21 protein-coding genes are annotated in these 24,076 nt (G+C 69.1%); 8 read left to right on the top strand and 13 right to left on the bottom strand.

Annotated elements, in window-relative coordinates; genetic code table 11:
- Nucleotides 1–16: 16 nt before the first annotated feature.
- The 8 genes from FK256_RS00315 to FK256_RS00350 form a co-directional block, all read right to left on the bottom strand.
- The gene (locus FK256_RS00315) at nucleotides 17–451 is read right to left on the bottom strand and encodes a cytidine deaminase (RefSeq protein WP_141423271.1); all 435 of its coding nucleotides are present in this window, start codon (nucleotides 449–451) and stop codon (nucleotides 17–19) included.
- Nucleotides 448–1,740: an ABC transporter permease gene (locus tag FK256_RS00320; RefSeq protein WP_141423272.1), complete on the bottom strand. Its 1,293-nt coding sequence runs from the start codon at nucleotides 1,738–1,740 to the stop codon at nucleotides 448–450. Before FK256_RS00320 ends, FK256_RS00315 begins: the two co-directional genes overlap by 4 nt.
- Nucleotides 1,741–1,743: 3 nt before the next feature.
- A complete protein-coding gene (locus FK256_RS00325) occupies nucleotides 1,744–3,051 on the bottom strand; it encodes an ABC transporter permease (RefSeq protein WP_141423273.1) in 1,308 nt (435 codons plus the stop codon).
- Nucleotides 3,048–4,577 (bottom strand): ABC transporter ATP-binding protein, encoded by a 1,530-nt coding sequence (locus FK256_RS00330; protein WP_141423274.1) that lies wholly within the window; start codon nucleotides 4,575–4,577, stop codon nucleotides 3,048–3,050. The genes FK256_RS00325 and FK256_RS00330 overlap by 4 nt, the downstream gene beginning before the upstream one ends.
- Before the next feature lie 66 nt (nucleotides 4,578–4,643).
- On the bottom strand, nucleotides 4,644–5,744 hold the full coding sequence (locus FK256_RS00335) for a BMP family lipoprotein (RefSeq protein WP_021607064.1): 1,101 nt from the start codon (nucleotides 5,742–5,744) through the stop codon (nucleotides 4,644–4,646).
- A gap of 206 nt (nucleotides 5,745–5,950) precedes the next feature.
- Nucleotides 5,951–7,165 carry a mannose-1-phosphate guanylyltransferase gene (locus FK256_RS00340; RefSeq protein ID WP_141423275.1) on the bottom strand — a complete coding sequence of 405 codons (1,215 nt, stop codon included), beginning with the start codon at nucleotides 7,163–7,165 and terminating at the stop codon, nucleotides 5,951–5,953.
- 67 nt (nucleotides 7,166–7,232) lie between these two features.
- Nucleotides 7,233–8,255 (bottom strand): YihY/virulence factor BrkB family protein, encoded by a 1,023-nt coding sequence (locus FK256_RS00345; RefSeq protein WP_141423276.1) that lies wholly within the window; start codon nucleotides 8,253–8,255, stop codon nucleotides 7,233–7,235.
- Complete coding sequence (locus FK256_RS00350) at nucleotides 8,252–8,920, bottom strand: 2'-5' RNA ligase family protein (RefSeq protein ID WP_009233459.1); 669 nt, start codon at nucleotides 8,918–8,920, stop codon at nucleotides 8,252–8,254. Before FK256_RS00350 ends, FK256_RS00345 begins: the two co-directional genes overlap by 4 nt.
- Nucleotides 8,921–9,240: 320 nt before the next feature.
- On the opposite strand from FK256_RS00350, the gene FK256_RS00355 reads away from it, so the two are divergent.
- The 5 genes from FK256_RS00355 to FK256_RS00375 all read left to right on the top strand — a co-directional run bounded on the left by FK256_RS00355 (nucleotide 9,241) and on the right by FK256_RS00375 (nucleotide 14,888).
- Nucleotides 9,241–10,038, top strand: a complete 798-nt coding sequence (locus FK256_RS00355) for a DeoR/GlpR family DNA-binding transcription regulator (protein WP_034474370.1) — start codon at nucleotides 9,241–9,243, stop codon at nucleotides 10,036–10,038.
- 73 nt (nucleotides 10,039–10,111) lie between these two features.
- Nucleotides 10,112–11,401: a galactokinase gene (gene galK, locus FK256_RS00360; protein WP_141423277.1), complete on the top strand. Its 1,290-nt coding sequence runs from the start codon at nucleotides 10,112–10,114 to the stop codon at nucleotides 11,399–11,401.
- A 192-nt stretch (nucleotides 11,402–11,593) separates the two neighbouring features.
- Nucleotides 11,594–12,661, top strand: a complete 1,068-nt coding sequence (locus tag FK256_RS00365; RefSeq protein WP_141423278.1) for an efflux RND transporter periplasmic adaptor subunit — start codon at nucleotides 11,594–11,596, stop codon at nucleotides 12,659–12,661.
- The gene (locus tag FK256_RS00370; protein ID WP_141423279.1) at nucleotides 12,658–13,446 is read left to right on the top strand and encodes an ABC transporter ATP-binding protein; all 789 of its coding nucleotides are present in this window, start codon (nucleotides 12,658–12,660) and stop codon (nucleotides 13,444–13,446) included. Before FK256_RS00365 ends, FK256_RS00370 begins: the two co-directional genes overlap by 4 nt.
- On the top strand, nucleotides 13,443–14,888 hold the full coding sequence (locus FK256_RS00375; protein ID WP_141423280.1) for an ABC transporter permease: 1,446 nt from the start codon (nucleotides 13,443–13,445) through the stop codon (nucleotides 14,886–14,888). Before FK256_RS00370 ends, FK256_RS00375 begins: the two co-directional genes overlap by 4 nt.
- Nucleotides 14,889–14,948: 60 nt before the next feature.
- On the opposite strand, the gene FK256_RS00380 is transcribed toward FK256_RS00375, so the two are convergent.
- On the bottom strand, nucleotides 14,949–15,782 hold the full coding sequence (locus FK256_RS00380; RefSeq protein ID WP_141423281.1) for an exodeoxyribonuclease III: 834 nt from the start codon (nucleotides 15,780–15,782) through the stop codon (nucleotides 14,949–14,951).
- Nucleotides 15,783–15,870: 88 nt separating this feature from the next.
- On the opposite strand from FK256_RS00380, the gene FK256_RS00385 reads away from it, so the two are divergent.
- Both FK256_RS00385 and FK256_RS00390 read left to right on the top strand, forming a co-directional pair.
- Nucleotides 15,871–16,167, top strand: coding sequence for an acylphosphatase (locus FK256_RS00385; RefSeq protein WP_141423282.1), 297 nt, complete (start codon nucleotides 15,871–15,873; stop codon nucleotides 16,165–16,167).
- A gap of 11 nt (nucleotides 16,168–16,178) precedes the next feature.
- On the top strand, nucleotides 16,179–16,403 hold the full coding sequence (locus tag FK256_RS00390; RefSeq protein WP_211343497.1) for a hypothetical protein: 225 nt from the start codon (nucleotides 16,179–16,181) through the stop codon (nucleotides 16,401–16,403).
- A 112-nt stretch (nucleotides 16,404–16,515) separates the two neighbouring features.
- Here the strand turns inward: FK256_RS00390 and FK256_RS00395 are convergent, their stop codons facing one another.
- Entirely contained in the window at nucleotides 16,516–17,709 is a 1,194-nt protein-coding gene (locus FK256_RS00395; protein WP_141423284.1) for a choice-of-anchor L domain-containing protein, read from the bottom strand.
- A gap of 337 nt (nucleotides 17,710–18,046) precedes the next feature.
- Here FK256_RS00395 and FK256_RS00400 point away from each other — a divergent pair, with 337 nt between their 5' ends.
- Nucleotides 18,047–19,957 (top strand): glycoside hydrolase family 68 protein, encoded by a 1,911-nt coding sequence (locus FK256_RS00400; RefSeq protein ID WP_141423285.1) that lies wholly within the window; start codon nucleotides 18,047–18,049, stop codon nucleotides 19,955–19,957.
- Between the two features lie 113 nt (nucleotides 19,958–20,070).
- Here the strand turns inward: FK256_RS00400 and FK256_RS00405 are convergent, their stop codons facing one another.
- From FK256_RS00405 to glyA, 3 genes are read right to left on the bottom strand one after another with little or no spacing between them, the layout of a single operon-like run.
- A complete protein-coding gene (locus FK256_RS00405; RefSeq protein WP_141423286.1) occupies nucleotides 20,071–21,819 on the bottom strand; it encodes a glycoside hydrolase family 32 protein in 1,749 nt (582 codons plus the stop codon).
- 42 nt (nucleotides 21,820–21,861) lie between these two features.
- Nucleotides 21,862–22,758: a bifunctional methylenetetrahydrofolate dehydrogenase/methenyltetrahydrofolate cyclohydrolase gene (locus FK256_RS00410; protein WP_141423287.1), complete on the bottom strand. Its 897-nt coding sequence runs from the start codon at nucleotides 22,756–22,758 to the stop codon at nucleotides 21,862–21,864.
- Entirely contained in the window at nucleotides 22,755–24,065 is a 1,311-nt protein-coding gene (gene glyA / locus FK256_RS00415; protein WP_141423288.1) for a serine hydroxymethyltransferase, read from the bottom strand. Before glyA ends, FK256_RS00410 begins: the two co-directional genes overlap by 4 nt.
- Nucleotides 24,066–24,076 lie beyond the last annotated feature (11 nt).

Below are 24,076 nucleotides of genomic sequence, written 5' to 3' on the forward strand. Positions count from 1 at the left end.
GCTGGTCAGCCGGCCCTCAGCTCTGCTGGCCGACGACGCGCTCGACGTCATCAGCGGTGAAGCGGTCGGGCAGGACCTCGTCGATGCTCATCATCCCCGAGGGCATGGCCAGCACCATACCGTCGGCGGCGTGCTCGCTCAGGAGCTGGCGGCAGCGCCCGCACGGTGCTAGGGCCCGGCCGTGGGCGTCCACGCAGGCGAAGGCGACCAGGCGCCCTCCCCCGGTGCGGGTGAGCTCGGAGACGAGGCCGCACTCAGCGCACAGGGTGACGCCGTAGCCGGCGTTCTCCACGTTGCATCCCGAGACGAGTCGACCGTCGTCGACCAAGGCGGCGGCGCCGACCTTGAAGCGGGAGTAGGGGGCGTAGGCGTGGGTCATGGCCTCCACGGCGAGCTCGTGCAGGTCCCGCCAGTGGGCGTCGGTCAGATCGGTGGGCGCGATGCTGCTCACGGGTAGGGCACCCCCTCGGCGGCGGGGGCGCGCACCTTGCCCACGAATCCGGCCACCGCCAGGATCGTGACGATGTAGGGGATCATGGAGATGATGTCGGGTGAGACAGAGCTGCCGATGATCGGCAGGGTCTGGGCCACCGAGGTGGCGAAACCGAAGAGCAGGGCCGCCCCCAGGGAGCCCAGGGGTCGCCAGGCACCCAGGATCATGGCGGCCAGGGCGATGTAGCCGTTGCCGGCGGTCATGTCGTTATCGAAGGACAGGCCCGAGCCGACGGTGAAGAACGCCCCGCCCAGTCCGGCCAGCGCCCCGGCCAGGGCGAGGTTGGCCACGCGGGTGCGCATGACATTGATGCCGACGGTGTCGGCGGCCTTGGGGTGTTCGCCGCAGGCCCGCAGCCTCAGTCCCCAGCGGGAGCGGAAGAGCATGGCGGACAGGACCGCCACGGCGACGTACATGAGGTAGACGAGGATCGTCTGGCGGAAGAGGACCGGCCCGATGATCGGGATCCGGGACAGGATCGGCACCGCCAGGGTGGGCAGGCGCAGGGCACGGTTGAGGCTGGGGCTGGATGACAGGAAGGTGGAGAACAGGAAGCCGGTCAGCCCCGAGACCAGGACGTTGAGGACGACGCCGACGACGATCTGGTTGACCCGGTAGCGCAGTCCGAACAGGGCCAGCAGGAGCGCCACGAGGGCTCCGGCCACGGGCGCGGCGAAGAGCCCCGCCCACGGGCTGGAGCAGGCCGAGGCGACGACGGCGCCCAGGAAGGCCCCGCCCAGGAGCTGGCCCTCGATGGCGATGTTGATGGTGCCCGAGCGCTCCCCGATGATCCCGGCCAGCGCCCCGTAGACGAGCGGGACGCTCAGCCCCAGCGCAGAGGACAGGATGGTCACCAGGGGGATGACGCCGTTGCGTCCGGCACCGGCCCAGGCCAGGAATGCAACAACGAATCCGACGCCCATGAGGACGCTCACCCAGGCAGCGCCCTCGCGGCGATGCATGGCCCGTACGAGGGCGACGGCGGTGACTGCGGCGACGATCCCCGCGGCGATGAGGATAATCAGCCGTGCGTTGAGCGTGGAGTCCTCGAACTGGAAGAAGTCGGAGGGGACGGTGAACCGGAAGGTGGTCGAACCGCGTGCGCTCAGCGCCATGAGTCCCTGCAGGAGGAACACGACGACGCCGGTGATCGGGATCTTGAGGTTCATGGGCTCCACGGCCGTGGAGGCGGAGGCGGCTGAAGCGGTTGAGGTGATTGACGCGGTTGAGGTGGATGACGCCGTCATGGCTCAGGCCTCCTTCGCTGTGGGAGTGGCCGTAGCCGCGGCCGACAATGAGGCGGGGGACGGATCAGCGCCGCCCGTGAGCGCCCGGCGCTCCGGCAGCCGGAAGATGGCCCGGACCAGAGGCGGAGCGGCGATGAACAGCACGATCGTGGACTGCAGGACCAGGACGATCTTGATGTGGGTGCCGGGCGCGGCCTGCATGGCGGTTCCGCCAGCGCGCAGGGCACCGAAGAGCAGGCCTGCCAGGACGGTTCCCACGGGCCGGGAGCGGCCCAGCAGCGCCACGGTGATGGCGTCGAAGCCGATGGTTCCCACAACGGACTCGTCCATGCTCTTCTGGGTTCCCAGGACCGGAGCACTGGCGGCGATCCCGCACAGGGCGCCGGAGATCATCATGACCAGGCTCGTCACCCGGGGCACGCTCATGCCGGCAGTGCGGGCGGCGTCGGGGTTCAAGCCGGTGGCCCGTAGCTGGAAACCGAGGCGGGAGCGCTCCATGAGCCACCACACGGCCGCCGCGGCCAGCAGGGCCAGGAGGAAGCCGGCGTGGAGGCGGAAGGAGCTGCCGGCGAGCGAGGGGTACTGAGCGGAGTCGGCCACGGTCAGCGACTTGCGGTTACCGGTCTCCCCCTCCCCGTTGAAGGCCTTGAGACTGAGTACCTGGGACAGCAAGTGGGCGGCGATCGAGTTGAGCATGATCGTCACGATGACCTCATTGGCGCCGGTACGGGCCTTGAGGACTCCGGCGATACCGCCCCAGAGCAGTCCTCCCAGGGCCGCCCCGACGACGGCCAGGAGCAGGTGGACCACCGGCGGCAGGTTCCAGGCGATGCCCACGTAGCAGGCCGTGATCGCCCCGAGGATCATCTGCCCCTGGCCGCCGATGTTGAACAGTCCGGCACGAAAGGCCACCGCCACGCCGAGCCCGGCGATGATGAGCGGGGTGGCGTTGGTGAGGGTATCGGTGATGGGGCGGATCATGCGCACGCCCGTGTTGGCCCGCCAGTCCAGGACCGAGCCGCGCAGCAGCGAGCTGTAGGCCTCGCTCAGGGTAGATCCGGCGGCGTGGAGGAAGTCGCCGGGGCGGTTGAGGAGGTAGCCGGCCGTGTAACGCACCTGGGAGTCGGCCGCGAGGATGAGAATCGAGGACAGGACGAGGGCGGCCAGGATCGCGAGCAGCCCGACGACAGCCGGCGAGGAGGCGACCTGCCGCAGCAGGGCGGACTGGCTGCTCGGGCTGGGCGCGGACCGCTCCTCGGACGGATCTGTCGGCGTCGGTGCAGTGCCGGAGCCAGTGGAGGGTGTGCTCATCGTTGCTGCTCCTGAGGGTCGAGGGCCTGCTCGGCGGGGGTGCCGGCCATCATGAGGCCCAGGGCGTCGCGGGCGGTGTCGGCGGGGACGATGCCGACGATCCGCCCGCGGTACATGACGGCGATCCGGTCGGCCAGGGCGTATATCTCGTCGAGCTCTGAGGAGATGATGAGGACGGCGGTGCCGGTGTCGCGCTCGGCGACAATGCGCTGGTGGACGAACTCGATGGAGCCGACGTCCAGGCCGCGGGTGGGTTGGGAGGCGACGAGGACCTTGAGGGGCCGGGACAGCTCGCGGGCGAGGATGGCCTTCTGCTGGTTGCCGCCCGAGAGGGTCGAGATGGCATCGTCGACGTCGGTGACGCGCACGTCGAACTCCTCGCGCATCCGGTGGGCGGCCTGGCGCACGCGGAGCGGCGACAGCGACGGCCCCCGACCCAGGGCGGGGTCGTCGTAGCGGTCCAGAACCATGTTCTCGGCAACGGAGAGCTCGGCGACCATGCCGTCGGTGGAGCGGTCCTCGGGAACGAAACCGAGTCCGGCCCGCAGCCGGCGGCGCACCCCGTGGCGGGTGACGTCGTGGCCGTCAAAGGCGATGGTGCCGGTGGTCGGCGAGCGCAGTCCGAGGATGACCTCGCTCAGCTCGGTCTGCCCGTTGCCCTGGACGCCCGCGATGGCGAGGATTTCGCCGGAGTGCACGTTCAGGTCGATGTCGTCGAGCAGGACGGCGCCGTCCTCGACGAGGCCGACGCCGCTCAAAGCGAGCGTTTCCCGTCCGGCTTCGGCCGGGGACTTGTCGATGGTGAGGGAGACGTCGCGGCCGACCATGAGGCCGGCGAGCTCGGCGGCCGGAGCGGTGGGCTCGGCGGTGCCCACGACACGGCCGCGGCGGATGACGGTGATGGTGTCGGCGACCTCTCGGATCTCTCGCAGCTTGTGGGTGATGAAGACGATCGAGGTTCCGGAGGCCTTGAGCTCGCGCATGATGGCGATGAGCTCATCGGTCTCCTGCGGGGTGAGCACGGCGGTGGGCTCGTCGAGGATGAGGACCTTGGCGTCGCGGGCGAGGGCCTTGATGATCTCCACGCGCTGCTGGACGCCCACGGGCAGGTCCTCGATGAGGGCGTTCGGGTCGACGTCGAAGCCGAAGCGACGGGAGATCTCGGTGACCTTGGCCGCGGCGGCACCGGCGTCGATGATTCCCAGCGGCCCGACCGGCTCGTATCCCAGGGCGACGGATTCGGCCACCGTGAAGACGGGAACGAGCATGAAGTGCTGGTGGACCATGCCAATGCCGGCGGCCACGGCGTCGCCCGGTCCGGAGAAGGTCACGGGCTCGTCGTCGATGAGGATCGCTCCGGCGTCGGGCCGGTAGAGGCCGTAGAGGACGTTCATGAGCGTGGACTTGCCGGCGCCGTTCTCTCCCAGGAGGGCGTGGATCTGGCCGGGCTCGATGATCAGGTCGATATGGTCGTTGGCCACGAGCGGCCCAAAGGCCTTCGTGATCCCGCGCAGCTCAAGCTTCACAACAGGCTCGCTTCCAGAGGACGAGGAGGGCGGTGGAGGCTCGGGGCGCTGGCCCCGGGCGGGCGTTCAGGAGGGGTCATAGGGGGTCGTGACATCGAGGCTTCCGGCGATGATCTGGGCGCGCAGCTCCTCGATGCGCGCCTTGACCGGCGCAGGCACCTGGGAGTCGAAGTCGTGGAAGGGGGCGACGGCCACCCCCTTGTTCTTTAGGGTTCCGATGTAGGGCTCGGCGGAGTATCTGCCTTCGGAGGCGTTCTTGACGGTGTCGTAGACCGAGTTGCCGATCTCCTTTACCACGGAGGTCATGATGATGTTGCCGTCGCCGGTGGAGGTGTAGCCGTCGGAGTCGACCCAGATGACGGCGTTGGCCCCGCCCGCGTCGTTCTTCTGCTTGATGGCGGACAGCGTGCCCTGGCCGACGGGCCCAGCTACGGGCATGACGATGTCGGCGCCCTGGGAGACGAATTGCTCGGTGATGGCCCTACCCTTGGCGGCGTCGGAGAAGTTGCCGACGAAGGATCCGCCCTTGCCGGTGGCGGTGTCCCAGCCCTTGACCTGGACGGCGGCACCGGTGTCCTCGTTGTACTTGGCCACACCCTTGGCGAAGCCGTCCATGAAGATCTGGACGGTGGGCAGGGGCTTGCCGCCGTAGGTGCCCACCACCCCGGTCCGGGAGGTACCGGCGGCGGCGTAGCCGGCCAGGTAGGCGGCCTCGGCCGTCTTGAACAAGAGGGGCTTGGCGTTGGGCAGGGTGGCGGGCTGTCCGTCAGCGCCGATGAAGGAGGCGTCGATGAGGGCGAACTGGATGTCGGGGTTGGTCTTGGCCGACTCGGTCAGGTCGGCGGCGATGTTGAAGCCGACGCCGATGACGAGCTTGCAGTTCTGCTGGATGAGCGCGTAGATGTTGGTGGCGTAGTCGGCCGAGCTCTCCGACTGCACCGCGATGGTCTTGACTCCGAGCTCCTTGCCGGCCCGGTCCAGGCCCTTCTTGCCGGACTCGTTGAAGGAGTGGTCGTCGAAGCCGCCCTCGTCGGAGAGCATGCAGGCAGTGAAGTCCTTGGCGCCCTCGAGGTTGCGCGTGGGCCGCTGCGCCGGTGGCGTCCCGCAGGCGGCCAGGGCCAGAGCCAGGGCCGCACCGAGCGTCATCGCGGAGCAGGCCTTCTTCATGGAAACCTCCCTGGTTCTCGCGTGCGACGGTGGACACAACCGCATGTCCAGGATAGGTGAAAACCCCGCATTCTCACACCGTGCGATCCACCGGGATCGGCTCGCAATCACCTAGGTTTCAGCGCAAGGGCCCGGCGCCGGAGGAGTCTCTTCTCCCGGCGCCGGGCCCCTCAGTGGCCTCAGGGCGCCAAGACCTGCTGGAACCGCTAGAGCAGGTCTTGGCGTCCAGCGGCTCGCAGGGCGTCCACGACTCCCTTGACGTCCTGGGCGCGCTCGGGCGTGGTGACCAGGAGAGCGTCGGGGGTATCCACGACCACGGCGCCCGGCACACCCAGCAGCACCACTGTGCGTGTGGACGTGGAGGCAATGAGAGCGCCATCGGAGCCGATCGCCTGGACCTCGGCCCCGGGGGCCTCAGCTGCTGAGTCGTCGACGCCGTCGAGCACGCAGGCACCGGCCGCAGGCCCCTGGTCTCGTGGGGCGACGAGTTCGGTCAGGGCGTCGAAGCCGCCGACGTCGTTCCACCCCATGGAGACCGGCACAGTGGCCACTCCTCCGGCGGCGGCCACCGGCTCGGCGATGGCGTGGTCGATGGCGATCTTCTCCAGGTCCGGCCAGCGCTCGGCCAGGATCTCCTCGCGCCCGGGGGTATCCCAGGCCGCGGCGATGGCCTCGATGCCGGCCGCCAACTGCGGCCTGAGGTCGGCCAGGTGGTCCAGGAGCACGCCCGCACGGACCACGAACATGCCGGCGTTCCAGCGGTAGTCGCCGGTGGCCAGGTAGGCGGCGGCGGTGTCGGCGTCGGGCTTCTCGGTGAAGCCCAGGACCTGGCGTCCGTCGGGAGCGCCGGGCACATCAGTGGGGTCGCCGGTGTGGATGTAGCCGAAGGCGGTCGAGGGCCCGGTGGCCTCGATCCCGATGGTGACCACCCAGCCCTGCTCGGCCAGCATGGCGGCCTGGCGCACGGCATCGGCGAAGGCGGCCCGGTCGGCCACCGTATGGTCGGCGGCGAAGGAGCCGACGACGGCGTCGAGCCCATGGCGGTGGGCGATGACGGCGGCAGCCAGACCGATGGCCGCCATGGAGTCGCGCGGAGAGGGTTCGGCCAGGAGATTCTCGCGCGGGATGCTCGGGAGCTGGTCGGCCACGGCGGCGATATGTGCGACGCCGGTGACGACCGTCGTCGTCGCGGCCAGCGGTGCCAGGCGCTCGACGGTGTCCTCAAGGAGGCTGTGGCCGGCCCCGGTGAGGTCGAGGAGGAACTTGGGGCGGTGACGGCGGCTGAGCGGCCACAGCCGGGTACCCGCGCCTCCGGCGGGGATGATGGCGTGGATGGCCGGGGCCGGGCCGGCGGTGGGACCGGAGGCCTCGGACCGCGCGGCGTGATCGGGCTTGCCAGGGTTACCAGAAGTGTCAGTCACCGCAACAGGCTAGCGCTCCTGCCGGCGCCTGCTCGTCAGATCGGGCCCGAGCCCGCCCTCCTCGGGTTCAGGAGACCGGCACCGGGGGGACGTAATCGGGATGCGCCGTCGGGTCGGCCTCGAGGCTGCCGGTAATGGACTGGCGGGGCCAGGCCAGGGTCTCAGGCACGGAGAGGGTGACGTAGTTGGGGCGCTCGCGGGCGTGGACCTCGTCGGGATGGCCGACGTCCCGGGGCAGGGGCGGGTTGGCCATCCAGGCGGCCATGAGCAGCACGATGCGGCTGGTCAGGTGCAGCCACAGGACTAGCACGGCGATAGCGGCGAAGGAGGCCAGGAGAGGGTTGCGCGACACCGAACCGACCGCGCCAGTCCCCACCTGGCGCAGCACGCCGAGCGCGAAGGCGCCCAGCATGCAGCCCAGTGCCAGATCGCGTCGGGGAGGGCGGACACCGCAGATGGTGATGAGGAGCGCCAGGATGCCGGTGTCGATGAGGAAGGAGATGAGGAGCGTCGCCAGCCACGCCCCGGTGCCGGTCAGCGACTCCGGCAGGCCCAGGGCTCGACCGACGTTGCCCGACAGCGTCGTTGTGACCACCGAGGCGACGGCGGTCACGAGCACCCCGGCCACCATGACGAGGAACCCGGTGATGTTCGCCAGTTGCCCGACCACCGGCCTCATCACGGGGTTGACCAGTCCGAACATGGCGCGCAGCGCGATCTTGAGAGTACCCATGAGGCTGATGACCGAGTAGATGAGCGCCCCTGCCGCCACCACCGATCCCAGATTGAAGGCCGAGCTGACAGACAGCTGGCTCACGGACACCAGCCCTTGGCCGTTGCCGGTGTCGATGACGCCGGGCAGCAGGGAGTTGATCGAGTCGACGACGGCCGCTCGGAAGGTGGGGCGGTTACCGAGCATCGCCATGAGCAGATTCATACCGATGACGAGCACCGCGAAGATCGAGAACATACCGGTGTAGGCGATCCCGCCAGCCATGAGCGCACCGCGCGCCGTGCCGTAGCGGGTCAGGGCACGACCGATCCGGGTGCGCCGCGCGGCCGCCAACAGGGCCCTGGCACGCCCGATCACACCGAAACCACGGGAGTCGTCTCGGGCGCCGAGGCAGCGGGCACGCCAGTGACCTCGCCGACTTCAGCCGTCTCAGCGACAGACACGAGAGAGCCCCCGAAGGCAAAGGCGGCGGCCACTTCCCAGGCCCCCTCGACGTCGGTCCGGCCGGGTTGGAGGGACCGCTCAAGGTGGCGGTAGAGGTGAAGCTTGGTGACGGTGAAGTCCATGACCAGCTCCGCCCCCTCCCTGGCAGCCAAGTCGAGGTCCTCATCGGCGACCTCGTGGGCCAGGGTCACGTGCGGGTGGAAGGGAAAGCTCAGCGAACGCGCCAGGGGGCCGCGGCGGTCACGGACCCGCATCTGGAGGCGGTCGCATTCCTGGGCGCCGCTGCGCAGGCCGAGGTAGACCACGGGGCTGACGGGGCGGAAGGTGCCGACCTGGTCAAGGCGCACATCGAAGGGCTGCGTCCCGGCGGCCACGTTGCGCAGGTGCCGCATGACCTCATCGAGCGAGTCAACGTCCACGGCCGTCGGTGGCAGCAGGGTGATGTGGGGCGGGACGACGTCGGCCATCGGGTCTCCCGCGGCCTCCCGCACCGCCCGCACCTGGGCGGCGTAGTGGGAGGGCAGAGCAATGGCCACACCGATGACGCACTGGTGCGCGTCTGGTGCGGGGATCTGCATGGCTCCTGAGCTCCTGCGGGACGGTTGACTGATAGGCGATCCTCATCGGGACGAGCGGACGCCCGAGGGTTACCTGGACACACTACCGCGCCGCACCGCCCACGTCCCAGCCGGGGGCGCCGCGCGAGCGGGGATAAGTCTGCCATGACCGACCGAATGGACGAAACGTGAACTACCACCACCCCTTCTGCGCGACTCTGCGCGACTCTGTGCGGGAACGTGCGGACATGGGTGTTTTCGACGACGAGGTCTGGCAGACTGGCCCCATGCAGCCCGGCCCCACAGCTTCCTCCGCCGTCGGTTCCTCCCGACCGGCCCCGATGCTCGCCCGCCAGCGCCAGGAGCACATTCTGGAGCGGGTGGCGGCCACTGGGGGCGTTCGCGTGGCCGATATCGTCGAGGAGCTGGGAATCTCGGAGATGACCGTGCGCCGCGACATCACCGAGCTCGTCACCCAGGGGCTGGTCGAGCGCGTCCACGGCGGTGCGGTGGCGGCCGGCCCCACCACCCTCGAGCCGCGCTTCACCGCCAAGTCCACCCTCCATCCGGACGCCAAGCGCCGCATCGGTCAGGCCGCGGCCGCCATGGTGCGCCCCGGGGACTCCTTGGCGCTGTCGGCCGGAACCACCACCCTGGCGCTCGCCCACGCCCTGACCGAGCTGGAGCACTTCCCCACCCTGACGGTCATCACGAACTCGCTGCCCGCCGCGCAGGTGCTCTTCGACGCCGCCGACGCCGCCCGTGCTGAGAACCGTGACGCCCCCACGGTGGTGATCACCGGGGGTGAGCGCACGCCGTCGAACGCTCTGGTGGGGCTGGTGGCCGTCGACGCGCTGCGCACGATGCGCGTCGAGTGGGTCTTCCTGGGCGCCCATGGCTTCACCCCCGAAGCCGGGCTCATGACCCCCAACCTGTTGGAGGCCTCCGCCAACCAGGCGCTTGTCGCCGCCGGGCGCACGGTGGTGGCCACACTGGACTCCTCCAAGTGGGGGGTCCTGGGGCTGCGGTCCTTCTGCGCCACCCGGGACATCGGTGTCCTGGTGACCGATGCTGAGCCCGACGCCGACACCGTGGCGGCCCTCCGGGAGGTCGGCACTCGGCTGACGATCGCCGCCTAACCCGCCCCCGCCCCTCGACAGTCCTCCATCCGCCAACCCGACATATCAGAACAACCAGCAACAGGAGACCACGATGACCAACGATGTTCCCGTCTTCGCCCCCGCCATGAGCCCTCAGGAGGGCGCCCGGGCGGCAACCGCCCTGTTCCGCGAGGTCTTCGAGGCCGAGCCCGACGGCGTGTGGTACGCCCCCGGACGCGTCAACATCATCGGCGAGCACACCGATTACAACGGCGGCCTGGCCCTGCCCATCGCCCTGCCCCACCGGGCGCACCTGGCGCTGCGGCGCCGCGACGACCGGATCGTGCGCCTGGTCTCCCCCCAGACCCGGGAGAAGGTCGATGTCATGGACCTCGACACGATCGGCCCCAAGGGGACCCCCGGCGAGGTGGCGCATTGGGCGGCCTACATCGCCGGCGTCGCCTGGGCACTGGAGCGCGACGGGTTCGAAAACCTGCCCGGTTTCGACGCCGCTCTGGTCTCCTGCGTACCCCTGGGTGGCGGGTTGTCCTCCTCCGCGGCCCTGGAGTGCTCGGCGGCCGTCGCCATCGACGAGGTCGCCGGCCTGGGACTGGCGGGCACGCCCGAGGAGCCTAATGACGCTGGACGGGCCCGACTGGTGACCAACTGCGTGCGCACGGAGAACGAGATGGCCGGGGCCCCCACCGGGGGCATGGACCAGTCGGCCTCTCTGCGCTGTCGCGAGGGCCACGCCCTGGAGCTGGACTGCCGCGACGGGTCGGTGGCTCACGTCCCCTTCGACCTGGCCGCCGAGGGCCTGGCGCTGCTGGTGATCGATACCAAGGCCAAGCACTCCCTGGACGATGGCCAGTACGGCGCCAGGCGGGCCGCCTGTGAGCGAGCCGCCCAGATCCTGGGCGTCGAGCTCCTGGCGGATATCTCAGCCGAGGAGCTGCCTGACGCCCTGGAGCGCCTGGCCGCCAGCGCCACCGGTCAGGGAACCGCGGACGCTGAGGAGCTGGTCAAGCGCACCCGGCACGTCGTCACCGAGATCGACCGCACCCGCAAGCTGGTGGAGCTCCTCCAGGACGGGCGTCCCCTGCGCGGTGAGAAGCTCGCTGCGGCGGGCGAGCTCATGGACGCCTCCCACGAGTCGCTGCGAGTGGACTACGAGTGCACCTGCCCCGAGCTGGATATGGCCGTGGAGGCGGCCCGCGCCGCCGGAGCCCATGGGGCGCGCATGACCGGCGGCGGCTTCGGAGGCTCGGCGATCGCCCTGGTGGATGGTGACGCCGTTCATGACGTGGCCGCTGCCGTGGCAGGGGCCTACGAGCGCGAGGGTTTCAATCCGCCGGCGTTCCTGGACGCGGTTCCCGCCGCCCCTGCCGGCCGGCTCGTCTGATCCGAGCGGTACCGCCGGCTCGCTTGCGCACCTGACGGTACTCGGCTGACGGTACTCAGCCCTCTCCAACCTCGGTTGGAGAGGGTTTTCAGCGATCATCCTGAGGGATGAGGTTGGGTGAAGCGCCCTTGACGTAGCCTCTGAACGTATTAACCCGGAACCCGGGCCCCGGGTTCCGATTCCATTGCCGTTATGGAGGACGCCGTGAAGCGCTTCGTCTGGCCCGCGATCAAAACCCTCATCGCGGTGATCGCCGCCGTCGCCCTGGTGAAGATCGCCTTTTTCCCCTCGCAGAACAACAGCGCAACCGCTGATATCTCCCCCGGCTACGCCGCCAACGTCAAGACCGTCGCCGTCACCACCGGCAACATCTCCAACACGGTCGAGGTCAAGGGCCGCATCGTCCAGGACGCCACGGTCGAAGTCCAGGCCGACCTGGCCGGCGTGGTGGACTCCGTCGCCGTGGAGAAGGACGCTCAGGTCAATGCCGGGGAGCCGCTGCTCTACATCAAGCACTCCGAGCCCCAGAGCCCGGTGACCAAAACCGATGAGGAGGGCAACGTCACCCAGACGCCGGTCGCCGACAAGGTCACCTGGTCCACGATCTACGCGCCCGTCAGCGGCACCGTCACCCCCAAGGTCATCAGGCAGCAGGAGACCGGCGTCGGCGTGGTTGTCGCTACGATCGCGCCCTCGACCTACTCGGCCACCGGTACCGTCAGCGCCGCCCAGCAGTACCGACTCACCAACGCCCCCACCGCCGCGACCCTGACGCTGGAGGGCGGCCCGGCCCCCTTCCAGTGCAACAACTTGAAGGTCGGAACCAAATCCGCCACCTCCACGACCACCGGCGAGAACGGCTCGAAGACGACCACCTCCGGGGACGGCACCAGCGTGGAGATGCGCTGCTCGGTGCCCGGTGACCAGAAGGTCTTCGCTGGTATGGCGGCCACTATGAGCGTCGATGCCGGTAGTGCCTCCGATGCCCTCCTGGTGCCGGTCACCGCCGTGGAGGGCAAGGTCGGCTCGGGCTTTGTCTGGCTGGTCCCCGAGTCGGGCGACGCCTCTAAAGCGGTTAAGACCGCGGTGACCCTGGGAATCACGGACGGCACGAATATCCAGGTGACCGCCGGGCTCAAGGCGGACCAGAAGATTCTTCAGTTCGTGCCCAACAAGGACACGCAGCGCACCGGTACACCGGACACGTGCGAACAGGACAAGTCCGCCTGCTACGACTCCAACGGCAAGGAAATCCTGTGAGTGGGCTGCTGGAGCTGCAGGGCATCACCCGCACCTTCGCCGTTCCCGACTCCGCGCCGCTGGAGATCCTCACCGGCGTCAACCTGAGCGTCTCGCCCGGCGAGCACGTGGCCATCGTGGGGCGATCGGGAACCGGGAAGTCCACGCTGCTCAACATCCTGGGGCTCATCGACAAGCCGACGTCGGGCTCCTACACGCTGTCCGGCACCGACGCCTCTCGGCTCAGCGAGAGCCGCCGAGCCCATCTGCGGGGGAGGACCTTCGGTTTCGTCTTCCAGTCCTTCAACCTCATCCCGGGACTGAGCACCACCGAGAACGTGGCTGCCCCGCTCCTGTACGACGCGGGCAAGGCTTTCTGGACCCGCAGCGCGCGGGCCGCAGAGCTGCTGGAGGCCGTGGGCCTGGGGGACAAGGTGGGATCACCCATCGTGCGCCTCTCGGGCGGTGAGCAGCAGCGGGTGGCCATCGCCCGGGCCCTGTCCCGCCGTCCCAGCGTCATCCTGGCCGATGAGCCCACCGGCGCCCTCGATGTCGACACCGGCAACTCGGTGATGACGCTCTTGGAGCGCCAGTGCGCCGAGAACGGCGCTGCCCTCATCATCATCACCCACGACCTGGCCGTGGCCGGCCGCGCCCACACCCAGTACCGGCTCGATCACGGCGTCCTCACCCCGATCTCCGTCACGCGCCGGCAGGTCGGCAGCCTGGAGGAGTTCGGCGAGGTCGCCGTCCCTCCGGTATCCCCCTACCCGACCGCCCCCACTAGCCTTGAAGGAGCCTCATGAACGGCATTCTCACCGGATTCTTCGGCGCCATCGTCGAGGCCTGGGCCCAGCTGCGTATCGGCAAGCTGAGGGTCCTACTGTCCCTCGTCGGCGTTGCGGCGGCGGTGGCCGCCATGACCTTCGTCATCGCCCTGGGGCAGGTAACCGTCAGCGCCATCAACCAGGTGGGTGAGAAGTACTCCGGCCGGCAGGGCACGGTGACGATCAACGTCACCCCCACCGGCAAGGGCCTGAGTCAAGCCGTCCAGGCCGACGACGCCCCCGAGGCGAGCGCGAATGCGAGCGCCGGCAGCGGTGCGGGCGGAGCCGGCGGTAGCAGTGGGGGCTCCTCGGGTTCGGGCTCCTCGGGTTCAGGCTCCTCCGGGAGCTCGGCGGGCGGCTCGGGCGGATCGGGCGCAGGCACCACGTCCAGCGCCGCCACCTCCGCAAGGATCTCAGGGGCCATGAACAGCTTCGTCGAGCGCTACGACGTCACCTCCTGGGCGACGACCTACACCTCCAATGTTCGCTTCTCCTTCCCCGACGGCGCCCGGAACGTCTCCACCCAGACAGTGAGCCTGAGCTACGGGCTCCTGCACCACAAGACCGTGGCCCAGGGGCGCTGGTTCAGCGCCCAGGACGAGGACGACCTCTCCCCGAGCCTGGTCGTCACCCACGGGTTCCTCGAGCAGATGGGCATCAAGGAGTTCACCGGACCGATCACCATCACTTCCTTCTCCCCCGTGCAGACCTCTTTCACGATCGTCGGCGTGCTGGAGCCGGAGAACCTCGAACTCATCGGCTGCTCCGGCAATGCCGAACAGGACGCGAATCTGCCCTGCAAACAGCCCGTCAGCGCCTTCGCCCTCAACACCTCTTACGAGAACTGGCTACCCAAGGACGCCGATCGCCCCTCCCCCACGTTGGAGATCTGGGCCGGCAAGGGCGGCGCCAAGGAGATGGCAAGCCTGGCCAAGAAGGACCTGGACGCCCGCTTCGGCCAGGGGTCGACCCAGACCTCGGACAACCTCCAGGGCGGCAACGTGAACTCCAGCGCGGACACCTTCACCAAAGTGGTCACGGCCGCCGGCGTATTCGTCATGCTCCTGGGCGCCCTGAGCCTGGTGAACATCTCCCTGGTCACCGTACGCCAGCGCATCCACGAGATCGGGGTGCGACGATCCTTCGGAGCGACGAGCCGGCGCATCTTCTTCTCCATCATGCTGGAGTCTGTGGTAGCCACAGTGGTTGCAGGCATCGTCGGCATCGGGATCGCGATCGTGGGAATGCGCGTCATTCCGCTGGGCGCCGTCCTGGGCATCCCAGTGACCACGACCCCGCCCTTCCCCATGCTGGCGGCCGTCATCGGCCTCATCGCAGCCACCGTCGTCGGCGCGCTGGCCGGCATCGTCCCGGCGATCGTGGCCACCCGCATCCGGCCGATCGACGCGATCCGCTACTGACGATCCGTCGGGGGTCGGGAGCCTGGCTCCCGACCCCCGACCATTTGCGCTGAGCTATACTCAGAAATATTCGATGACGAGAGGGGCGTGGTCGGACCAGCGCGAGGCGTAGTCGGGCGCCCGGTCCACGGCCACGCTGCGGGCTCGCTCAGCCAGCGCCGGGGTGAGGACCTGGTAGTCGATCCTCCAACCGGTGTTGTTGTCGAAAGCCTTGCCGCGCTGGGACCACCACGTGTAGGGCCCCTGCTCCTCGTCCCCCACGAGGTGACGCGAGGCGTCCACCCAGCCGGAGGAGAACCAGCCCTCCAGGTGGGCTATCTCCTCGTCCATGACGCCGGCGATCTTGTTGTGGTTGGGCTTCCAGTTCTTGATGTCGCGCTCGGAGCGCACCACGTTGAGGTCCCCGGCCATGAGGACCTGGGGACCGCCGTCGCGGGCGGAGGCCAGCAGGTCGGCCATGCGGGCGTCGACGAGCTTAAGGTGGGCGTACTTCTGGTCCATCTTCTCGGTGCCGAGCTGGCCGGAGTGGAGGTAGGCGGAAATGACGGTGAGCCGATCGACGCCCTCGAGCCCGGTGAGCGTCAGGTCGGCCTCGAGCCAGCGGCCGGAGTCGACGTCGGGCTCCTCGGTTCCGGGGGCGGCCACGCCGTAACGCAGCTCCCCGAGGGCGGCCGGTCCGCCGTCGCGCACGGCGACGCCCACACCGGCGCGCCCCTTGATGCGGCACGGCCAGATAGCGGCCTCGTAGCCGGGCAGGAGGTCGGCCGCGATCTGCTCATCGGCGCGGACCTCCTGAAGCAGGAGGATGTCGGGTGCGGAGGCGGTGAGCCAGTCCCCCATGCCTTTGCGGGCGGCGGCACGGATGCCGTTGACATTGACGGTGGCGATGCGCATGGCGGCAAGACTACGCGGTCGGGCCCGAACCGGTCCCGCAGCCGACCTGCCGGTTCCCGCTCGGCGCTGAGCCTGAGACCATAGAGCCATGAGCGACGCCTCCGCGAGCGTGAGAACCGTCCACGTCCTGGTCCACGGTACTGTCCAGGGGGTGGGCTTCCGCTACCACTGCGCCTACACCGCCCAGGAACTGGGTGTGGTGGGCCAGGTCCGCAACCTGCCCGACGGCGACGTCGAGGTCATGGCCCAGGGCGAGGCCGACGCCGTGGCCCGTCTGATCTCGTGGCTGAAACGCGGCCCGCGGTGGGCCTCGGTGCGCACCGTCAGCGTCACCGACCTGCGCGCCGGATGCCTGGAGAGCCGCAGGTTCGAGATCACAGGATGACAGGAGCAGCCGTGAACGCCGATAACGATTCCAAGTCGCGCAGCGGGCGACGAGTCGCCTTCTGGATGATGTCCGTCATCCTCTCCGCCATCCTCCCCGTCCTGGCTCAGATACCCCTCCTATCCCGCTTCGCCACCGTCCTGTGGCTGGCCTCGATGCCGTTGTGCGTCCTGGGCTGTGCCATGACGGCCAAGGAAATCGCGGCGCACCGAGCCTCCGGGCAGGACCGGGACTGAGTTACTGACAGCCACCGGCGATCATCGACGGCCACCAACACTGGCGGGGCGGGTGAAGAGAGCTTCACCCGCCCCGCCAGGCCCTTGGAGGAACTTGACGTTGTCCGAGCCGTCAGTCGGCCTCGGAACCGGCCAGTCGACGACGGCGCAACATGAGCGCAACACCTCCGCCGGCCAGGAGCAGCAGGGCGACGACCCCCAGGAGGAGCGCCTGGGTACCGGTCAGGGGAAGACCGGCAACGGTGTTCCTGGCTCCCGTGGTGGGCGAGGCGGCGCCGTAGTCGGTGACGCCCGGCTTGCCCTGGCCGGGAGGAGTGGTCGAGCCGTTGCTGTTCGGCCCGTTCGTTCCGTTGTTGGCGCCGGGGATGTCGCAGGTGCCGGTCTTCGCGTTGCAGGGGTCGGTGATCTGCTTGTCGGTGAAGCCCAGGCCCTGGGTGCGCAGGAGGACGGTGGAGTCGAGCTGGCCGTCCTCGGCATCGGCGATGGCCACGCGCACGTGCACCGTCTGCCCCGGGGTGACGGCGGCCTGGCAGGGGAGGGCCGAGGTGTAGCCATTGAACTCCACCGGGATCTGGCCCGGCTTGTGGCCCGAGAAGTTGGCAGTGTAGTAATCCACGTTCGAGGACTCGTTGATGGTGGCCACGCTCACGGGCGTCTGGGTGCGGGGCACGTAGGCGCACTCGGTGCCGTTGATCTGGATGCTCAGCGGGTCCTGGTAGCCGCGGGACTGCCAGGAGGCGGGGGTGCCCTCGGTGGCACCGGCGTGCTCCTCGGAGCCGAGGCTGTAGTAGAGGACGGCATTGGAGCTGGTGGCGGTGACGTCGAACTCCAGGACGGCCTCGTCGTAGACGATAGTGGAGCCGGCCAGTTGCGCCAGACCCGCCGGGTCCTCGATCGCGCCGAAGTCACCGGTGGTGTCGAGGGCGTCGTTGGGGCCCAGAACCGCGGAGCGGGTGAAGTCGGTGTCAGAGTCGGCGGTGGGGTCGGGATCGATGAGGGACCCGGTGGACAAGGCGACACCCTCGGTGATGGCGTTGCCGTCACCCGGCAGTCCCTTGACGGTGCCGATCTGGACGTCCTTGCCGGAGACGGACGCGTTGGTCACGGTCGCGTTCGGACCGGCGACCATCTGGGCGAGGGACTGAGGGCTCACCGTGGAGGCGTCGCGCAGAGAGGTGGTGGACTGCCCCGCCGTGTTGGACATCGGAGCGGCCACCGCCGAGCCGGCCGCGCCTAGGGCGAGCGCAGCCAGGAAAGCGGTTGTTGGTGCGGTTAACCGTCGCAGACGGATGGGAAAAATACTCACAGGATCTCCGTTAGATACGGGGCCGCCCGACCTCGGGCGACCACCTGAACCGACAGGCATGGGAGACCGGGCAGCTCACGGAGAACGTTCTCAAGACTAACCGGCCAGTAAACATCAAGTCATGTGAGGTATGTCATCAAAACTACCGAAAGTCTCAACGATCCCTGGAAGAACAGGACATACGTCTTTGGTAGGAGGTGCAAACAATTTGCTACACGGTCCAAGGGCCCGCTCCCAACGTCCAGGTTCCCCTAAGGTATGCATCGGGAGATCGAACAACATCAGCTCACGGCGCACTAACATCCTCATTCCCTCATGAGTAAGGACAGTACGGACAATGACCGTGACACATACTTCGTTCCGCGCCCGTCGCAGACGACTGGCCGCGGCACTGGCACTCGGGCTCCTGGCGGCCGGAACCGGAACCACGGCGATCGCCGATGAGGCCCCCTCCCCCGAACCCAGCGCCTCCGCTACCGCCGAGGCCTCCCCCGAGGCGGTCGCCAACCAGAAGGCGGGGCAAGCCCCGGCCGATCAGGGTCAGGCGGATCAGGCCGGTCAGGCCGACCAGCAGGCCGGTCAGGCCGGTCAGGCCGACCAGCAGGCCGCTGGTGGAGCTGCCGCCCAGGACGCGAATGGCTTCAAAGCCGACAACCCCGGCTGGGCCAACGCCACCAAGCACACCGGTGCGGCCCACGGGGTCGAGGAGAACTACACGGCCAAGTGGACCCGCGCCGACGCCATGCAGATCCAACGGGTCTCCGACCCCAACGCGCCGTCGGGCACGAACTCGATGCCCGAGCAGTACACGATGCCGGAGATCTCCAACGGTTTCCCGGCCACGAGCGACGACGTGTGGGTGTGGGACACCTGGACCCTCACTGACGAGGCCGCCCACCAGATCTCCTACAACGGTTGGGAGATCGCCTTCTCCCTGGTCGCCGACCGGCATGCTGGCTATACCTTCGACGACCGCCACACCCACGCGCGTCTGGGCTTCTTCTACCGCAAGGCCGGCACGCAGACCTCCTCGGCCGACGGCGCGAACAGTTCCAACGGCGGCTGGGTCTACGGCGGGCATGTCTTCCCCGACGGCGCCTCCGGCTCTATCTTCGAAGATCAGAGCTTCTCCGCCCAGACCGAGTGGTCCGGTTCGGCCCGTCTCATGGAGGGCAACAAGATCCGCATGTTCTACACCTCGGTGGCGTTCTACAACAGCACCACCGGCGGCAGCGGGAACAACGACGGCGGCCAGGGCAACAACGGTTCCTCCAAGCCCTACGACCCGCGGATCGTGCAGTCCGAAGGACGCATCTACGCCGATGAGAACGGCGTGTGGCTCACCGGTTTCCGCACCCAGCACCAGCTGCTCGTCCCGGACGGCAAGTACTACCAGACCCGCGAGCAGAACCCGGGCGTGAACTTCCGCGACCCCTTCACCTTCCGCGACCAGAACAACCCCTCCGACCCCACCGAGTACATGGTCTTCGAGGGCAACTCGGCCTTCGTGCGCGAGCAGCAGTACGTCGACGCCGCGGCCAAGGCCGGCCAGAACACTACCCTGGCCACGTGCACCGAGGAGGATCTCGGCTATGAGAAGGGAGATCCCAAAGCGGAGACGGTCGAGTCGGTCAACCAGCGCGGCGGCCGCTACCAGCTGGCCAACGTGGGACTGGCCCGCGCCAAGAACAAGGCGATGACCCAATGGGAGTACCTGCCGCCGCTGCTGAGCGGCAACTGCGTCAACGACCAGACCGAGCGGCCCCAGATCTACTTCCAGGACGGCAAGTACTACCTGTTCACGATCTCGCACCGGGAGACCTACGCCGATGGCCTCCAGGGCCCCGAGGGCGTCTACGGGTTCGTGGGCGACGGGCTGCGAAGCGACTACAAGCCGCTCAATCAGAACACCGGTATCGCGCTGGGCAACCCGATCAACCTCAACTTCAACCCGGGTAAGCCCTACACGCCGGACTTCAACCAAAGCCCGTACACCTTCCAGTCCTACTCGCACTACGTGATGCCCGGTGGTCTGGTGGAGTCCTTCATCGACTCCATCGGCGGCAATAAGGATGGCAACCCGGTGCGTGGAGGCTCGCTGGCACCGACGGTGAAGATCAATATCTCCGGGGACACCACCGCGGTGGACCGCACCTACGGCACCAACGGGTTGGGAGGCTTCGCGGACATTCCCGCGGACCGGGCCCGCACCAACGGCGGCGACTCCCGGCCGCAGCACCTGAAGTAGGCGAGGCGGGCAGGGCACCGCTGCCCAGCATCGCCCAAAGATGATGGCGGGGCCGTCGGAGCAGATGTTCCGGCGGCCCCGTCTTATCGTCGTCCGACCTTGCCGCGGTGCTCCTACAGGACTGCCGACAGCGGGGTGAGGCTGCCCGAGGTGATAGTGGCCGTACCCGTGGCGCCCAGGACGATCTCCTGACAGCCGGGGTCGGTGAAGACCAGGAGGCTGCCGACTGTGGCGCCGTCGTCGACGAAGACCTCGAGACTGGAGCGGTCGAGGTAGAGGTGCAGGCGCACCGTGGAGCCGGTGGGGTGGTAGGCCACCTCGCGGCGCAGGGCGAAGTCGGTCCTGGTGCCCTCGTCCTTGCCGTCGACCTGCGTCAGCCCCCCGTCGGTGCGGTCTAGGTAGAGGGTTCCGGCCGAGATGTTGACGCCGACGCGCACCTCCTGAACCTTGCCGTCGATCTCTCCTCGGGCCAGGCCCAGCCAGGCCTCGGATGCCTTGGAGATGTCCAGGGTCAGGTCGATCTCGACCATGCGGCCCTTGCCCAGTTCCGTCATCGCGCCACCGGCGGTGTCGGTGGCCATGAGGCCGCTGAGGTCGGTGGCCTTGCCGCGCAGCGCGTCGAGCTCGGGGACGGGCTTCTGGACGAGGGTGCGCTTACCGTTCAGGGTCGTCAGGGACAGCTCACGCGGGATGCTCATCTCGCCGCGCCAGTCGCCGGTGGGAAGCGAGTAGGGGTAGTTCCAGTTGCCCAGCCAGGCCATCCACACGCGGCGGCCCTCGATGTGCTCGAAGCTCTGGGCGGCGTAGAAGTCCTGGCCGGCGTCGGTGAACCGGGTCTCGCGGTCCTCGGGGAAGAAGACGGAGCCGTCGAAGTCCCCGATGAAGTACTGGGCGGTGGAACCGGCCGTCTCCTCGTTGGCGCCCACCGAGAGGGTCATGACCCAGCGGGTGCGGCCATCGCTGGTGTCGGTCAGGGGGAAGAGGTCGGGGCACTCCCACACGGCGGCGTGCGAGCCGATGTCCTGGCCGAAGTCGCTGGCGTGGGTCCAGGTCTTGAGGTCCGTGGAGCGGTACAGGGAGACGTGATCTCCGGCCGAGACGATCATGACCCATGCCTTGGAGTCCTCGTGCCAGAAGACCTTGGGGTCGCGGAAGTCCTTGCGCCCGTCGTTGGGGATGACGGGGTTGCCGGAGAAGCGCTGCCAGGTGCGGCCCCGATCGGTGGAGTAAGCCAGGGACTGGGCCTCGCCGCCCTCGGTAGAGGTGTAGACGGCCACCATGCCGCCGCCCTTGACCAGGCTGGAGGTGTCGGCGCCGTCGACGACGCAGCTGCCGGACATGGCCAGGCCCTGCGAGTCGTGCTCCAGGGCCGTGCCCAGGCGCTTCCAGTGCACCATGTCCATGCTGACGGCGTGGCCCCACGTGCCGTCCTGCTGGTGGAAGAGGTGGTACTCGCCCTCGTGGAGGACTAGCCCGTTGGGGTCGGCGAGGTTCCCCTTGGCGGGGCTGTAGTGGTAGGCGGGGCGGTAGGCGGCCGAGGCCGGCGAGTCCTCAAAGTCTATGAAGGTGGGGATCGGGTCTTTGCAGCAGCGCGACTTTGAGAAGAGCGCCAGGAAGGTTACTCCTGCGATGAGGGCACCGTAGCCAGCCGCGCCAATGAGCAGGGTCCGACGCCGCAGGCCGGCCTTCTGAGGCTGCGGGTCCTGAGAGCCGGTCACGTCCGGCGCGTCCTGAGGTTCCGGCGGAACCGCATCCGGCTGAGTCGACTCGGATTCCCGGGAATTCGCGGAATCAGCCGACTCAGCCGGGTCGATGGGGTGGTGGGACTGGGAGGGATGGGCGCCGTGGGACTCGTCCGTCATGACCTCAAGGTTAATCGGCCGGTCAGGCGAGCGACGACGCTTCTAGAGCGAGCGCTCCGCGGTCTCGACCACGTTGGCCAGCAGCAGGGCGCGGGTCATGGGCCCCACGCCACCGGGGTTGGGCGAGAGCCAGGAGGCCACCTCGTCGACGCCGTCGGCGACGTCGCCGGCGATGCGGCCCTTGCCGGTGGCCGGGTCGACGACGCGCGAGACGCCCACGTCCAGGACGACGGCTCCGGGGGCCACCATTTCCGGGGTGATGATGCCGGGGCTGCCGGCCGCGGAGATGACGACGTCGGCCCGGCGCACGTGGTCGGCCAGGTCCGTAGTGCCGGTGTGGCAGATGTCGACGGTGGCGTTAACGTCCTTGCGCCCCAGGAGCAGGCCGATAGAGCGTCCCACCGTGACGCCGCGGCCGACGACGCACACGTTGCGGCCGGCCAGGTCGATGCCGTGGCGCTCCATGAGCTCGATGCAGCCGCGCGGCGTGCAGGGCAGGGGCGAGTCGATGGGGCCCGAGGCCCGCAGCACCAGGCGCCCCAGGTTGGTGGGGTGCAGGCCGTCGGCGTCCTTGGCCGGGTCAACGCGCTCCAGGATGGCGTTGGTGTCCACGTCCGCCGGCAGCGGGAGCTGGACGATGTAGCCGGTGCAGGCGTCATCCGCATTGAGGCGGTCGACGGCGGCCTCCACCTCGGCCTGGGTGGCGGTGGCCGGCAGGTCCTCGCGGATGGAGAGGATGCCGACCTCGGCGCAGTCGGTGTGCTTGCCGGCGACGTACTTGACGCTGCCGGGGTCCTCCCCCACCAGGACCGTGCCCAGGCCGGGGGTGACGCCGCGCTCGCGCAGCGCCGCGACTCGCTCGGCGAGCTCGGCCTTGAGGGCTGCGGCCGTGGCCTTGCCATCCAGGACCCGGGCGGGCCCGTCCCAGGGGGCCCTCACTGGGCCAGCCCCGGGTAGAGGGGGAAGGCGTCGGTCAGGGCGCGCACACGGCCGCGCAGGGCGGCCAGGGTCTCGTCGTCGGCGGTGCCGGCGGCTCCGTGGATGAGGGTGGTGGCAATGATGTCGGCGACCTCGGTGAACTCGGCGTCACCGAAGCCGCGGGTGGCCAGGGCGGGGGTGCCGATGCGCAGACCGGAGGTCACGCGCGGGGGGCGCGGGTCGAAGGGGACAGCGTTGCGGTTGACCGTGATGCCAGCGGTGTGAAGGAGGTCCTCGGCCTGCTGGCCGTCCAGGGAGGAGTCGCGCAGGTCGACCAGCACCAGGTGGACGTCGGTGCCGCCGGTAACGAGGCTGACGCCGGCGGCGCGCACGTCGTCGGCCCCCAGGCGCTCGGCGATGATGGCGGCGCCGCGCACGGTGCGCTCCTGGCGCTCGCGGAACTCCTCAGTGCCGGCGATCTTCATGGCCACGGCCTTGGCGGCGATGACGTGCATGAGGGGGCCGCCCTGCTGGCCGGGGAAGACGGCCGAGTTGAGCTTCTTGCCCCACTGCTCGGCGCGGCTGGACAGGAGCATGCCGGAGCGGGGGCCGCCCAGGGTCTTGTGAACGGTGGTGGACACGACGTCGGCGTGCGGGACGGGGTTGGGGTGCAGGCCGGCGGCCACCAGCCCGGCGAAGTGGGCCATGTCCACCCACAGAGCGGCGCCGACCTCGTCGGCGATGGCGCGGAAGGCGGCGAAGTCGAGGTGGCGGGGGTAGGCCGACCATCCGGCGATGATGACCGTGGGGCGCTCGCGCAGGGCGGCTTCGCGCACCTGGTCCATCTCGATGCGCATGGTGGTCTCGTCGACGCCGTAGGCGGTGGCGTTGTAGTTCTTGCCGGAGAAGTTGATCTTCATGCCGTGGGTGAGGTGGCCGCCGTGGGCCAGGGACAGGCCCAGGAGGGTGTCGCCGGGGGTGGCCAGGGCGTGGAGGACGGCGGCGTTGGCCTGGGCCCCGGAGTGGGGCTGGACGTTGGCCCACTCGGCGTCAAAGACGGCCTTGGCGCGCTCGATGGCCAGGGACTCGGCGACGTCGACGACCTCGCAGCCGCCGTAATAGCGGCGCCCGGGGTAGCCCTCGGCGTACTTGTTGGTCAGGACCGAGCCCTGACACTCCAGGACGGCCCGGGGAACGAAGTTCTCCGAGGCGATCATCTCCAGGGTCTCGCGCTGGCGGGCGAGCTCGCCGGTGAGGACCTCGGCGATGTCCGGGTCGAGCTCGGCCAGGGGCTGGTTCAGGGACGGGGTGACGGCTTGCGCGGTCATGTCTCTCCTCG

Origin of the sequence: Actinomyces johnsonii (assembly GCF_006546835.1) — a bacterium.
Lineage (GTDB): Bacteria > Actinomycetota > Actinomycetes > Actinomycetales > Actinomycetaceae > Actinomyces > Actinomyces johnsonii.